General features: G+C 42.3%; 12 protein-coding genes. 3 read left to right on the top strand and 9 right to left on the bottom strand.

What is annotated here, in order from left to right; genetic code table 11:
- Nucleotides 1-34 precede the first annotated feature (34 nt).
- The 3 genes from DD649_RS04775 to DD649_RS04785 are packed head-to-tail and all read left to right on the top strand — an operon-like array spanning nt 35 to nt 2851.
- The gene (locus DD649_RS04775) at nt 35-1720 is read left to right on the top strand and encodes a sensor histidine kinase (protein WP_294104430.1); all 1686 of its coding nucleotides are present in this window, start codon (nt 35-37) and stop codon (nt 1718-1720) included.
- 15 nt (nt 1721-1735) lie between these two features.
- A complete protein-coding gene (gene btsR / locus DD649_RS04780; RefSeq protein WP_294104152.1) occupies nt 1736-2452 on the top strand; it encodes a two-component system response regulator BtsR in 717 nt (238 codons plus the stop codon).
- 24 nt (nt 2453-2476) lie between these two features.
- Nucleotides 2477-2851 (top strand): YjaA family stress response protein, encoded by a 375-nt coding sequence (locus DD649_RS04785; RefSeq protein WP_294104154.1) that lies wholly within the window; start codon nt 2477-2479, stop codon nt 2849-2851.
- A 138-nt stretch (nt 2852-2989) separates the two neighbouring features.
- Here the strand turns inward: DD649_RS04785 and DD649_RS04790 are convergent, their stop codons facing one another.
- The 9 genes from DD649_RS04790 to rimP form a co-directional block, all read right to left on the bottom strand.
- Nucleotides 2990-4945 carry a DEAD/DEAH family ATP-dependent RNA helicase gene (locus DD649_RS04790; RefSeq protein WP_294104156.1) on the bottom strand — a complete coding sequence of 652 codons (1956 nt, stop codon included), beginning with the start codon at nt 4943-4945 and terminating at the stop codon, nt 2990-2992.
- A gap of 169 nt (nt 4946-5114) precedes the next feature.
- Entirely contained in the window at nt 5115-6032 is a 918-nt protein-coding gene (nlpI, locus tag DD649_RS04795; protein ID WP_294104158.1) for a lipoprotein NlpI, read from the bottom strand.
- A gap of 84 nt (nt 6033-6116) precedes the next feature.
- A complete protein-coding gene (gene pnp, locus DD649_RS04800; RefSeq protein WP_294104160.1) occupies nt 6117-8237 on the bottom strand; it encodes a polyribonucleotide nucleotidyltransferase in 2121 nt (706 codons plus the stop codon).
- A gap of 297 nt (nt 8238-8534) precedes the next feature.
- Nucleotides 8535-8804 (bottom strand): 30S ribosomal protein S15, encoded by a 270-nt coding sequence (gene rpsO, locus DD649_RS04805; RefSeq protein ID WP_294104162.1) that lies wholly within the window; start codon nt 8802-8804, stop codon nt 8535-8537.
- Nucleotides 8805-8921: 117 nt separating this feature from the next.
- Nucleotides 8922-9875, bottom strand: coding sequence for a tRNA pseudouridine(55) synthase TruB (truB, locus tag DD649_RS04810; RefSeq protein WP_294104164.1), 954 nt, complete (start codon nt 9873-9875; stop codon nt 8922-8924).
- On the bottom strand, nt 9875-10285 hold the full coding sequence (gene rbfA, locus DD649_RS04815) for a 30S ribosome-binding factor RbfA (RefSeq protein ID WP_294104166.1): 411 nt from the start codon (nt 10283-10285) through the stop codon (nt 9875-9877). The genes truB and rbfA overlap by 1 nt, the downstream gene beginning before the upstream one ends.
- A 72-nt stretch (nt 10286-10357) precedes the next feature.
- On the bottom strand, nt 10358-13078 hold the full coding sequence (gene infB / locus DD649_RS04820; RefSeq protein WP_294104168.1) for a translation initiation factor IF-2: 2721 nt from the start codon (nt 13076-13078) through the stop codon (nt 10358-10360).
- 23 nt (nt 13079-13101) lie between these two features.
- Nucleotides 13102-14610 carry a transcription termination factor NusA gene (nusA, locus tag DD649_RS04825; protein WP_294104170.1) on the bottom strand — a complete coding sequence of 503 codons (1509 nt, stop codon included), beginning with the start codon at nt 14608-14610 and terminating at the stop codon, nt 13102-13104.
- Between the two features lie 23 nt (nt 14611-14633).
- Nucleotides 14634-15086 (bottom strand): ribosome maturation factor RimP, encoded by a 453-nt coding sequence (rimP, locus tag DD649_RS04830; RefSeq protein ID WP_294104432.1) that lies wholly within the window; start codon nt 15084-15086, stop codon nt 14634-14636.
- Nucleotides 15087-15388 lie beyond the last annotated feature (302 nt).

Here is a 15388-nt window from a genome sequence, read left to right on the forward strand (position 1 = left end):
AGTCAACACCCCCACAACATGAAGTATGACGAGCATGTACGAATTTGATTTAATTTTACTCCTACTCCAACAGATGTGCGTATACCTAGTTATCGCTTGGGCGCTAAGTCGAACCCCACTCGTCATTCCTCTACTAAAAGTGAGTATCCGCTTACCTCACAAAGTGATGTGTTACCTGATTTTCTCTGTGTTTTGTATTATCGGGACATACTTTGGCTTACACATTAATGATTCAATTGCGAATACTCGTGCAATTGGAGCGGTTCTTGGTGGCTTACTTGGAGGCCCTGTTGTTGGTTTTGCCGTTGGTTTCACTGGAGGCTTACATCGCTATTCACTAGGGGGTATGAGCGCATTTAGCTGCATGATTTCGACTATTGTTGAAGGTCTCATTGGTGGCTTGGTACATCGTTATTATATGAAACGGGGAGAAATTAATAAGATATTTAATCCCGTCACCGCGAGTTGTGTCACTTTCATCGCTGAAATAATTCAAATGCTCATTATTCTTTTACTCGCTCGTCCTTTTGATGAAGCATTAGAATTAGTCAAAAACATTGCTGCCCCAATGGTAATTGCTAATACAATTGGCGCTGCGATGTTTATTCGTATCTTACTGGATAGACGCGCTATTGTTGAAAAATACACCAGTGCATTTTCAGCGCAAGCCCTCAAGATTGCACTTTGTACCGATGGTATTTTACGATCAGGCTTCAACGCTGATAACAGCATGAAAGTTGCAAAAATTATTTACCAAGAATTAGAAATTGGCGCGGTTGCGATTACCGATCGTGAAAAAATACTGGCTTTTATTGGATTAGGTGCCGATCATCATCGGCTCGGAACGCAAATTGCCTCAGAACAATCAAGAAGAGCTATTGAAAACAATGAAGTTGTCTATGCCGATGGTAGTGAAACACCCTATAAATGCTCCCTTAGTCCGAGCTGTAAACTAGGTTCTGCCCTTGTTATTCCTTTACGAGGTGAGAACGATCGCGTTATTGGCACAATTAAGCTATATGAAGCTAAAAATCGACTCTTTAGCTCAATTAACCGCACCTTGGGCGAAGGGATTGCCAGCTTATTCTCCGCTCAAATTTTAGCCGGACAATATGAACGTAATAAACAATCTTTACTGCAATCAGAGGTAAAACTGCTTCACGCACAAGTGAACCCTCACTTTTTATTTAACGTGCTTAATACCTTACAAGCCGTTATTCGTAAAGATAGCCAACAAGCCAGCCAACTGGTGCAGTATATTTCGACCTTCTTTCGCAATAACTTAAAACGTCCCGAACAAAATGCAACATTTGAAGAAGAGCTAGAACACATCAATGCCTACTTACAAATTGAAAAGGCGCGTTTTAGAGAAAACTTACAAATTCATTTAGATATCCCTAATGATGTAAAACATGTGGAATTGCCTGCTTTCACGTTACAACCCTTGGTAGAGAATGCAATTAAACATGGCACCTCACAGTTATTAGAGACCGGATACATTACAATACGCAGCTATATTCGCAGTGAACATGTTTATATCGAAATTGAAGATAATGCGGGCCTCTATAAACCCGCAACGAAATGTGATGGACTGGGAATGAGCTTAGTCGATAAGCGCCTTCGCTTAAAATATGGCGAACAATATGGCATCAATGTTGAGTGTGAACCTGAACAATTTACACGAATGAAAATACGCCTACCCTACACTTTAAAAAAATAACATAATTGAATTTCTATGAATGTATTAATTGTTGATGATGAACCACTTGCCCGTGAAAATTTACGTTGTTTACTTGAAGAACATGATGATATTGAAATCATTGGTGAATGTAGCAATGCAATTGAAGCTATTGGCATTATCCATAAAAAAAAGCCCGATGTTGTTTTTTTAGATATCCAAATGCCGCGGATTACTGGCCTTGAAATGGTCAGTATGCTTGATTCAGAAGAACGCCCTCATATCGTTTTTCTAACAGCCTTTAATGAGTTTGCGATTCAAGCGTTTGAAGAACATGCTTTTGATTATTTATTAAAACCATTAGAAAATGAAAGGTTAAATAAAACCTTACACCGGTTACGCCAAGGCAAACAAAAACAAAATTTGGAATTACTAAGCAGCAATGAGCCGCTTAAATTTATTCCGTGCACAGGCCACAGCCGTATTTATTTAATGAAATTAGATGACGTTCTCTATATCACCTCACGTATGAGCGGTGTCTACGTCATGAGTACGCAAGGTCAAGAGGGATTCACCGAGCTGACACTGCGCACGCTTGAAATGCGCACGCCATTAATTCGTTGTCACCGCCAATATCTCGTTAATATGACCCAATTAAACGAGATCCTCCTTGGCGATAGTGGTCAAGCAGAGTTAGTTCTAAGCTCTGGAGAACATATCCCTGTCAGCCGGCGTTATTTGAAACCGCTAAAAGAAGCACTTGGGTTGATTTAATTCATCATAAAAAGGAGCAATATAATGGCCGATTTTTATCTTCAAATTCGTACAAATTCAATGACTTTAAAAAATGTTGAAACCCATGAAGAACACAGCGTAACAGGGGAGTTCTCTTCATCTAGATTAATTATTGGTGATTTTGCTACTGCTGAATATGTTTTATTTCAACTTATTGATGCAATGAAGCTTAGTGTCAGAATGCCTTTAACACCTCACCATCGAATTGTTGTCCAAGCACTCGAAAAAAATGAAGGTGGCCTGAGCCCTGTTGAGGTCAGAGTTTTAGAAGAGGTCGTAGTCAGCGCATTCAATCATAAAGTGAAAAAAGTTGTGGTAAGTCATGACGATTTACCAATGTCTCAAAAACAAGCAGAAACGTTGTTAAATCAAAAATAAAACTTTTAATTAAAAAAACGACTCAACTAAGAATAAATAAAAAAACTGCACCTTAATCAGTTGATTCTCAACTTTTAGGGTGCAGTTTAAATATTATTTCATAATGGAAGTTTTAAATACTTCCATTAAATCATGCTATTACGCGTTATGGCTGCTGCTACGACGACGTGGAGCTGCTGTGTTCGCATCTTGGCTACGAGGAGCTGAGCTTGAATTCGCACGGCCACGGCTTTCACCACCACCACGACGCTCGCCACCACGGTCAGCACCACGCTCTCCACCACGGTCATTACGACGACCCGCGCCGAAACCACCTTCACTTCCGCCATCACGACGAGGACCACTACGGCGTTCAGTACGACGTTCAAATGGTTGTGCATCACCCATCAATTGCATTTGCATTGGTTTATTCAATACACGTGCACGGCTTAGGTGACCTAACACTTCAGTTGGCATGCCTTTTGGTAATTCAATCGTTGTATGTGTACCATACAATTTAATGTTACCAATATAACGGCTGCTGATATCTGCTTCGTTAGCAATCGCACCAACAATGTGACGAACTTCCACACCATCATCACGACCCACTTCAATACGATACATTTCCATATCACCAACATCACGACGCTCACGACGGCCACCACGTTCACCGCGTTCTGCACGGTCAAAGCTGTTACCATTGCTGTTTCCGCTATTGCGGTCACGGTCACCACGACGACGATCATCACCACGGTCACGGTCATTTGATTCACGACGCGGACGGCGCGGTGCATCTGGTGGCAGAATTAAAGCACGTTCACCTTGGGCCATTTTCAGCAATGCAGCTGCTAATGTTTCCATATCTACATCTTCAGATGGAGATATTTTTGCCAATAATGCACGGTATTTATCTAAATCACTGCTATCCAGTTGTTGTTGAACTTTTTCAGCAAATTTAGCCTGACGACGCTCGCTTAATACGTTTGCATCTGGTAATTCAACTTCAGGAATAACCATTTTCATAGTGCGTTCAACGTTGCGCAGAAGACGGCGTTCACGGTTCTCAACGAACAGTAAAGCACGACCTGCACGACCTGCACGACCAGTACGGCCAATACGGTGAACGTATGATTCAGCATCCATTGGGATGTCGTAGTTAACAACTAAGCTAATACGCTCAACATCAAGACCACGTGCTGCAACGTCAGTTGCAATCAGGATGTTCAAACGGCCATCTTTTAAACGCTCGAGAGTTTGTTCACGCAGTGCTTGGTTCATATCACCATTCAATGCTGCACTATTATAGCCACTACGTTCAAGCGCTTCAGCTACTTCTAGTGTTGCATTTTTGGTACGAACGAAAATAATTGCAGCATCAAAATCTTCCGCTTCTAAGAAACGAACTAATGCTTCATTTTTACGCATGCCACTTACTGTCCAATAGCTTTGTGAGATATCAGGACGTGTAGTAACACTCGCTTGAATGCGAACTTCTTTAGGATCTTTCATGAAACGACGTGTAATACGACGGATCGGATCTGGCATAGTAGCAGAGAACAATGCAGTTTGATGATTTGCTGGGATTTGGCTCATGATGTTTTCAACATCTTCAATAAAGCCCATTCTTAACATTTCATCAGCTTCGTCTAATACTAAGCCTTTCAGTTTAGAAAGATCTAAAGTCCCACGCTTCAGGTGATCAAGAAGACGACCTGGTGTACCCACAACAATTTGTGGACCTTGGCGTAAGGCGCGTAATTGCACGTCATAACGTTGTCCGCCATACAGGGCAACAACATTAACGCGGCTCATATGTTTAGAGAAATCACTCATCGCTTCCGCAACTTGTACCGCCAACTCACGAGTTGGTGCTAATACTAGGATTTGCGGTGCTTTTAATTCTGGGTCGATGTTATTCAGTAATGGCACACCAAACGCAGCAGTTTTACCACTACCCGTTTGTGCCATACCCAGTACATCATTGCCGCTCAGTAACAATGGAATACATTGTTTCTGAATCGGAGAAGGTTTTTCATATCCCAGGTCGTTTAGTGCAGCCAAAATTGGTGCTGATAAACCTAACTCAGCAAAAGAAATATCGGTCTCAGTAGTCATGTAAAGGTGCCTTATACTTAGTGGCGGCCAGTTTACATAACTCCACGAAAATCATTTCGGTCATTATCATTTAAAATGTGAACTGGCTCAAATTGTGTTATTAAACGAACAAATAGGCCGTCATCCCTAGGGATGATGACTTAAAAAATAATAGTGAAATGTTCGTCAGCTATTGCTGGCCCGATTCTGAAAGGTCGTCTTGTTCTTGGCCTAATAGCGCCAATTCCAACAATGCATAGCGGTGTTCAACAAAGCTGTGAGCGTTGTTAGCTACCGTCAGTTTGAATAACGCAGCTGCGCTATCCTTATCCCCCAGACTTAGGTAATGTTTACCTAAATAGAAGTTTGTTTCACTGAGATGCTCAGCGAGCGAAGTGTTATCCGCAGAAGTTTCTTTCAAGCGCTCCATTAATGTTTTTTCATTAATGTTGCCAAGATAAAATTCTACGATATTCCAGCCCCATTGCCCCTTCTCCGCTTGTGTGTAGCGAGCTGCAAGATTATCTTGCGCCATACGCGGGTCTATGTCTTTTTCTACAAGATAAAGCCATAGAGTACGAAAAGGATCATTTGGATCTATCTGATAATACGCCAGCAGATCATCCTGCGCTAGTTTGTATCGTCCACCGTAATATAATGCGATGCCACGATTCATTTGCGCGAAATTGTAAGTTGGATCAAGTTCTAAAACAGAATCAAACGCTTCATAGGCAGCATCATAATTGCCTGCCTGCGTAAAATATATTCCTAGAAAGTTAAAAATCTCAGGAATATCAGGACGTATGGCTAACGCAGTCGAAAAATCGTTACGCGCCAGTGCCCTTAAACCTAGACTATCATACAACACACCGCGCTCATATAAAAGCTGTGCGTACTCATCATCGGTTAAAGACCGACTCGCAAGGATTTGTTCCATGCGAGCCAGTATCACTTCTTGTTGTAATGAAGGTTGAAGTGGAACAGCAAGAACCTCGTTTTTTCGCCAATCTTGATTGCTACATCCAACGATAACAAAAAAGATAAGCGCAGAAACCACACGAATTAACGTGTTAAAGTCTCTAAACCGAAGACAGATACCGTTCAACATACTCCGCCCTTAAATTACCACTTTGTTCAGCAAATTTAGCTGATAGCGCCCTTAAACTTTAGAGCGCTGGATTTTTGGTTCAGCTTACTCTGCTGAGTCCTGTTGTACTGGTGTTTCATCAGTTGCAACAGCTTCTTTCATGCTAAGGCGAATACGACCTTGACGATCGATTTCTAATACCTTAACAGGAACTTCTTGACCCATTTGCAGGTAATCAGTCACTTTCTCTACACGCTTATCAGCGATTTGAGAAATATGGACTAAACCTTCTTTACCACCACCGATTGCAACAAAAGCACCAAAGTCGACAATACGAGTTACTTTACCTTGGTAAACACGGTTAACTTCAACTTCAGCCGTGATTTCTTCAATGCGGCGAATAGCTTCTTTTGCTTTCAAACCATCAGTTGCAGCAATCTTAACTGTACCATCATCTTCGATTTCAATAGTTGTACCCGTTTCTTCGGTCAGTGCACGAATGACTGAGCCGCCTTTACCGATAACATCTTTGATTTTGTCAGAGTTAATTTTGATGGTATAGATACGTGGTGCAAATTCAGAGATTTCTTCACGTGGACCATTGATTGCCTGTTCCATTGTACCAAGAATATGCAAACGTGCACCTTTAGCTTGGTTCAATGCAACTTTCATGATTTCACTTGTGATACCTTCGATTTTAATGTCCATTTGCAGTGCACTGATACCTTCACGGCTACCAGCAACTTTAAAGTCCATATCACCTAAGTGATCTTCATCACCTAAGATATCAGAAAGAACGACGAAATCATTGCCTTCTTTAACCAGACCCATTGCAATACCAGCAACAGCGGCTTTAATTGGTACACCTGCATCCATAAGAGCAAGTGATGCACCACAAACAGACGCCATAGATGACGAACCATTAGATTCTGTAATCTCAGAAACAACACGGATCGTGTATGGGAAGTCTGCGTGATTTGGCATAACGGCCAATACACCACGTTTTGCTAAACGGCCATGACCAATTTCACGACGTTTAGGTGAACCGACCATGCCAGTTTCACCAACAGAGTATGGAGGGAAGTTGTAATGGAACAAGAAGCGGTCAGTGTATTCACCCATAATTTGGTCAATCACCTGTGCATCACGTTCAGTACCTAACGTTGCTGCCACTAGAGCCTGAGTTTCACCACGAGTAAACAGTGCAGAACCATGAGCACGTGGAAGGACACCAGTACGTACATCAAGCGCACGAACCATATCTTTCTCACGACCATCTATACGTGGCTCACCACGAATAACACGGCTACGAACAACTTGTTTTTCTAAGCTAGCAAGAATGTCAGAAACTTCAGAAACATCAACAGTTTCATCTTCAGCAACTAAAGTTGCAGTCACTTCATCTTTAATCAAATTAACTTGAGCATAACGCTCTTGTTTTTCAGTGATACGGTAAGCATCGCCCATACGGCTTTCTGCTAACACAGCAATACGGTCATGCAGAACTTGGTTAATTGGCTCTGGCTGCCAATCCCATTTCTCTTTACCAGCTTCTTTCACTAACTCATTAATATTTTGAATAACAACTTGCTGTTGCTCATGACCAAACACAACGGCACCCAGCATTTGTTCTTCACTTAACAGTTCAGCTTCTGACTCAACCATTAATACCGCGTTATCTGTACCTGCAACAACCAAGTCAAGACGGCTTGTTTTTAGTTCATCAGCAGTTGGATTAAGAACATATTGGTCATTGATAAAACCAACACGCGCTGCACCGATAGGACCATTAAATGGTACGCCTGACAGTGCTAATGCAGCTGATGCACCAATCATCGCAACCATATCAGGGTTAACTTGTGGGTTAACCGAAACAACTGTTGCAATAATTTGAATTTCATTCAAAAAACTATCTGGGAATAATGGACGCAGTGGACGGTCAATCAAACGAGCGATCAGCGTCTCGCCTTCACCAGGACGACCTTCACGACGGAAGAAGCTACCTGGGATACGGCCTGCTGCATAGGTGCGTTCTTGATAGTTAACAGTTAAAGGAAAGAAATTTTGACCTTCTTTAACTTTTTTCTGAGCAACCACAGTAACGAATACTGCGGTATCATCCATATTTACCATCACAGCTGCAGTTGCCTGACGAGCCATCATGCCTGTTTCAATCGTTACGGTATGTTGACCGTACTGAAATTTACGAACAATAGGATTTAACACAATATTACCCTTTTTGTAAGGCTACCTGAGCATCTCCGATAGCATTGGCTTGCTCTTCCTACTACAGCCTCGCGACTAATGAAAAGATTGATATTCAAATGATCAACACTTTCATTAGCCGCGCGAATTGGATGCAGCTAAAAAGAGATATTAGCTAAAATAATACACTATGAGTTATAGCTTAACATTTAAGTTAAGTAAAATTCGAATATTACTTCAACATTCAAAATAATTTTTTAAAAAAAACTTTTAGAAGAAAAGGGGCCATTTGGCCCCTTTCCTCTGAAACTGACTAGATTAGCGACGCAGACCTAAACGCTCGATTAGAGCAGTATAACCCGCGATATCTTTGCCTTTCAAGTAAGCTTGTAAGCGACGACGCTGAGCAACCATACGCAGCAGACCACGACGACTATGGTGATCTTTTTTGTGCTCTGAAAAGTGGCTTTGCAGATGGTTAATTTGCGCAGTTAGCAAAGCAATTTGAACTTCGCTTGAACCAGTGTCGTTTTCGCCGCGACCAAACTCAGCAACGATTTTCGCTTTTGCTTCAGTACTTAGAGACATAATAAACTCCAAAAATAGATATAATTGTATGTAATGAGAGCCAATCTCTAATTTAGCATCTCACAGATTAAGCGCCGCCATTCTACGCTGCTTATAAGCGCAAAGCAATAAAAGCCACTATACAGAAGGCTCATTTTCTACGACTAAGCGCTTTGGTGCAACACGCCCATCTTCACTAACCAGCGCGATACCAATAAACCGTTGCGCTTCGCCACTAGTAACTCTGAGCATATCGCCTTCTGCTAGGCCTTGTATATCCGCATGAACAGGCTGACCTAACTGAAAAAGTATTGTAGTATCTTCCGTTAAATTAACAGTAGGGAAATGGATAACCGCGGTATCCATAGGTAAGAGTAATGAATCAAGTAATGATTCAAAAGAATCTTCACCTTCATCTATTTTTGCTCTCAACGCCGCTAGCTGTTCGAGTGTGACCATTTTTTCATAAGGATAATTGGCTACTTGCAATCGGCGCAGATAAATAACATGAGCACCACAGCCTAACATCTCACCTAAATCATCAATAATAGTGCGAATATAAGTCCCTTTAGAACAATGGACTTCTAATTCTAACTCATTATTTTCTAAACCAATAAACTGTAATTCATATACGGTTATAGGACGTGCTTCACGCTCTATAGTGATTCCTTTTCGTGCATATTCATACAAGGGACGACCTTGGTGCTTTAATGCAGAATACATGGAAGGAACCTGAAGAGTATCACCGCGAAAATAATTTAAAGCATCATCAAGTTGCTGTTGTGTAAACTCAACGTTACGCTCACTGATAATTTCTCCATGAGAATCTGAAGTATCCGTGCGTTGTCCAAGACGGGCAATAACGCGATAACGTTTATCTGAATCGAGTAAAAACTGGGAAAACTTCGTTGCTTCACCAAGGCAAATAGGTAACATACCTGTTGCTAACGGATCTAATGCCCCCGTATGACCTGCCTTGTTTGCATTGAAAAGGCGCCGCACTTTTTGCAGCGCATCATTTGAAGAAATATCAGTAGGTTTATCCAGCAGCAATACGCCATGTATATCACGACCGCTACGACGACGACCCATTATTTTGCCTCTTTATCTTCTGCATCGGCACGACGTTCTTCATCATCACGAATAACATTCGAAACGAGGTTAGACATACGCATACCGTCTACTAATGAGCTATCGTATTCGAACGTCAATTCAGGAACGATACGTAAACGCATCTCTTTCCCTAGTAAAGAACGAATAAAACCCGCAGCTTCATTCAATGCTTTAATGCCATCTTTTACCATTTCAGCTTCAGTTTTTTCGCTAGCAATATTAAAAAAGGTCACAAACACTTTTCCGTATGCTAAATCCCTTGACAAATCAACACCAGAAACGGTGGCCATGCCAATACGAGGATCTTTAATTTCGCGCTGTAAGATAATCGCAATTTCTTTTTGCATTTCTTGCGCTACGCGCTGAGAACGACTGAATTCTTTTGCCATCGTTATTTCTCCTGACAATTTGGGGGGCAATAGCCCCCCATGAAAGATGAATTCTTAAAGAAATAAAAGAGATTAGCCGTCAATAGAACGTTTAATTTCAATTATTTCGAAGACTTCAATCATATCGCCGACACGGACGTCATTGTAGTTCTTAACACCGATACCACATTCCATACCGTTACGAACTTCACTCACGTCATCTTTAAAGCGACGTAGTGATTCCAACTCGCCTTCGTAAATAACCACGTTATCACGTAGAACACGGATCGGATTATTACGTTTGATTGTACCTTCTGTAACCATACAACCAGCAACTGCGCCAAATTTAGGTGATTTAAACACATCACGAACAGAGGCAAGACCAATAATTTGCTGTTTGTATTCAGGTGCAAGCATACCGCTCATCGCTTGTTTGATTTCATCAATCAAGCTATAGATAACTGAGTAGTAACGTAAATCGACACTTTCACTTTCAATAACACGACGAGCAGAAGCATCTGCACGAACGTTAAAGCCAAGAATAATCGCATTCGATGCCGCAGCCAGAGTTGCATCCGTCTCAGTGATACCACCCACGCCTGAACCAATGATTTTCACTTTTACTTCATCAGTAGATAACTTCATCAATGAGTCAGTAATCGCTTCACAGGTACCCTGAACATCTGTTTTTAGAACGATGTTCAGTTCAGAAACTTTACCTTCTTCCATGTTCGCAAACATGTTTTCAAGTTTAGATTTCTGCTGACGTGCAAGTTTCACATCACGGAATTTGCCTTGACGATACAGAGCAACTTCACGCGCTTTTTTCTCATCACGAACAACGGTTGCTTCATCACCGGCTGAAGGAACACTTGAAAGTCCCAAAATTTCAACTGGAATTGAAGGACCTGCAGATTGAACTTCTTTACCTAATTCGTTACGCATCGCACGAATACGGCCATATTCAAATCCACACAGCACGATGTCGCCTTTGTTTAACGTACCTTCTTGAACAAGGATAGTCGCAACAGGACCACGACCTTTATCAAGGTAAGATTCAACCACAACACCGCTTGCCATACCCGTATAAACTGCTTTCAGCTCTAATACTTCAGCTTGCAGTAAAAGCGCGTCTAACAGTTCATCAATACCGGTACCGACTTTAGCAGATACGCCAATGAACTGAGTGTCACCACCCCATTCTTCAGAAATAACACCGTACTGAGACAGCTCATTTCTAACACGATCTAGGTCAGCGTCTGGTTTATCCATTTTGTTCACAGCAACAACAATTGGTACACCCGCCGCTTTAGCATGCTGGATAGCTTCAATTGTTTGTGGCATTACACCATCATCTGCTGCAACAACCAGTACAACGATATCTGTCGCTTGAGCACCACGAGCACGCATTGAGGTAAACGCGGCGTGACCTGGGGTATCCAGGAAGGTAATCATACCTTTATCAGTCTGCACATGGTATGCACCAATATGCTGAGTAATACCACCTGCTTCGCCTGAAGCGACTTTCGTAGAACGAATATAGTCAAGTAATGATGTTTTACCATGATCAACGTGGCCCATGATGGTAACAACAGGAGCACGAGGCTCTTGAGCTGCTGAACCCATGTCACGGTCATTCATTACTGCTTCTTCTAACTCATTCTCACGACGAAGAATAACTTTGTGACCCATTTCTTCTGCAACTAACTGTGCAGTTTCTTGGTCAATCACTTGGTTAATGGTTGCCATTGCACCCATTTTCATCATGGTTTTAATAACTTGCGAGCCTTTAACAGCCATTTTATTAGCAAGTTCGCCAACAGAAATCGTTTCACCGATAATAACATCACGGTTTACTGCTGCTGCTGGTTTAGTGAAGCTTTGCTGTAAAGAACTACCTTTACGTTGCTTCCCTTTATTACGACCTGAACGTCCTGCAGCACGCTCTTCTTCGCGATCTGCTTTCTCAGAAAGTTTATTACCTTTCTTTTGACGAGGTGCTTTTGCGGTACGATTACGAGAACGACGGCCTTCTTCTTTCGCGTCATTCTCATCTTCTGCAGCACGAGCATGAGTCGATGTAGTTGTGTGATAATCGCTGTCGTCTTCAGGCTTAGCAACCACAGGAGCGGTCCATTCTTCGCCTTTTTCAGCAGCCATTTTACGCGCTTCTTCGGCAACGCGAAGAGCTTCTGCTTCAACTTTACGCTGTGTTTCTTCTTCAGCTTTGCGCTTCAGCTCCGCAGCTTCAGTTTCACGGCGTTGTTTTTCGGCATTGCTTTCATTTGCCTTGCCTGGTTTTTGATGATTTTCGCTTGGTTTCACTTTTTCTCTTTCCGCTGCTTCGCGCGTAGCTTTATCAGCTGCTTCACGTTTTGCTTTATTTTCGGCATCACGTTTAGCGTTTACTTCTGCTTCACGTTTTGCAGTTTCTTCTGCTAATCGTTTAGCTTCAGCTTCGCGCTGTGCTTGCTCTTCCGCTTCACGCTGCGCCTGTTCTTCCGCGTTCGCTTGCTCAGCGTCACGGCTCACATAAGTGCGTTTTTTGCGGACTTCAACATTTACCGATTTGCTTTTGCCACCGGTGACGGGGACACTCAACGTACTACGAGTTTTACGCTGTAGTGTCAATTTGCTTGGCTGCCCCGCCACTCCGCCTTGCTCGCGGTTCAGGTGGTTCAGTAAAGCTTCTTTTTCTGACTGGCTAACAGAGTCATTTTCACTTTTATTGAACCCTGCTTCAGCAAATTGCTGTACCAGACGATCAACTGTGGTTTGAATTTCTGTTGCTAATGTTTTTACAGTTTCTGTCATGCCGTTCCTTCCTGCTACAGTGTTTACGCATCGTTACCGAACCAGCAAATATTACGCGCGGCCATAATGAGTGTACCTGCGGTCTCTTTATCCAGACCTTCGATATCAATCAGGTCGTCGATGCCCTGCTCAGCAAGATCTTCCAGTGTACAGATTCCACGAGTAGCCAAAGTATAGGCAAGAGTACGATCCATACCTTCAAGATTCAACAAATCTTCTGCTGGCTGATTATCACCGAGACTCTCTTTTTGAGCCAATTCTATAGTGGTGAGGGCCGCTTTTGCTCTATCTCGTAGAAGTTCAACGGTATCGGAGTCAAGACCGTCAATTTCCAGAAGCTCTTTGATTGGCACGTAAGCCAGTTCTTCTAACGTCGAGAAGCCTTCTTCAACAAGTGTAGTGGCGAACTCTTCATCAATATCAAGATGCTTGGTGAATGTATCAATAGAAGCATGTGCTTCTGCTTGATGTTTTGCATTTAGCTCTTCATCGGTCATGACATTCAATTCCCACTTGTCATCACCACGATGTAATTTCAGTAACTGAGCCGCTAAGCGAACATTTTGTCCATTACGTCCAATTGCTTGCGCTAAATTACTACTTTCTACGGCAACATCCATTGTGCATTTGTCTTCATCGACAACAATAGATGCAACATCAGCCGGAGCCATTGCATTAATCACGAATTGAGCAGGGTTATCATCCCACAATACAATATCAATTCGCTCGCCGCCTAGTTCACTAGACACCGCTTGAACCCTTGCACCACGCATACCAACGCAAGCTCCGACAGGGTCGATACGCTTATCGTTAGTTTTTACCGCAATCTTAGCACGAGAGCCAGGATCACGAGCCGCAGCTTTAATTTCTATGATTTCTTCGCCAATTTCTGGCACTTCGATGCGGAATAATTCAACCAGCATCTCAGGGCGCGAACGGGTCACAAAAAGTTGTGCTCCACGTGCTTCTGGACGAACATCATACAGGACTCCGCGGATGCGGTCACCTGGGCGGAAATTTTCACGTGGCAACATATCTTCACGCAAAATCACAGCTTCAGCATTGTTACCAAGATCTAATGTGATATTTTCACGATTAACCTTTTTAACTTGCGCGGTGATAATTTCACCTTGTTGCTTGCGAAATTGCTCTACAACCATTGCTCGTTCAGCTTCACGCACTTTCTGAACGATGACTTGTTTTGCCGTTTGAGTCGTAATACGGTCAAATACAACTGATTCGATTTGGTCTTCGACATAACCGCCCAGTTGAAGTTCAGGATCTTCAAACTGTGCAGCTTCAATTGTAATTTCACGCGTTGGCATTGTCACTTGATCAACAATCAACCAACGACGGAACGTGTCAAAATCACCTGATTTACGGTCAATCTCTACACGTACTTCAATTTCTTGCTCGTATTTCTTTTTGGTTGCTGTCGCAAGCGCAGTTTCCAGAGCCTCGAAGATTTTTTCACGAGGGAGGGATTTTTCGTTAGAAACCGCTTCAACAACAGCCAGAATTTCTTTGTTCATCCTAGTTGCCTCATTGAACTTAATTAAAAGTGGGGTACCAAGTTAGCTTTCTGGATGTTGCCCAGGGCGAACACCTCATCCTTACCATCTACAGTAACCGTTATCATTTCACCGTCAATAGCCTTGATTATACCTTGCCATCTGCGGCGGTTCTGCATTGCTATACGTAAAGTTAAAGATATTTCTTCACCGAGAAAGTGCTCATAATGAGCGATAGTGAATAATGGACGCTCAAGCCCTGGCGACGAAACCTCAAGGTTATAAACAACAGCGATTGGATCTTCGACATCCAATACTGCGCTTACCTGATGGCTTACATCAGCACAATCATCGACATTGATGCCTTCTTCACTATCAATGAAAATGCGCAGTGTCGATGTACGCCCACGAATAAACTCTAAGCCAACAAATTCAAAGCCTAGTGCTTCCACAGGTGCTGAAATCATCTCTGTCAATTTTTGTTCTAATGTGGACAAGCCCACCCCCAGACATAAAAAAAGGGCTATAAAAGCCCAGTTAATTCGGTTGTCAAATAACAAAAAACCCCGATTTCGGGGTTTTAAGTAACTGGACCCTGTGTGCACGTGTAGTGCACGGGTTCACCATATGCTTAGTATATCTTGAAAGTCTAGACAAATCGATGAGAAATTCCGACAATTATTTTTTAATAACTAGATAATAACTAAAATTGATAACAACAATTGCTAGCTATACTAATAAATAATTATATCTGACAAGATATGCTGACTAAGATATGGTTGCGGGAGCCGGATTTGAA

Origin of the sequence: Providencia sp., assembly GCF_003533305.1 — a bacterium.
GTDB lineage: Bacteria > Pseudomonadota > Gammaproteobacteria > Enterobacterales > Enterobacteriaceae > Providencia.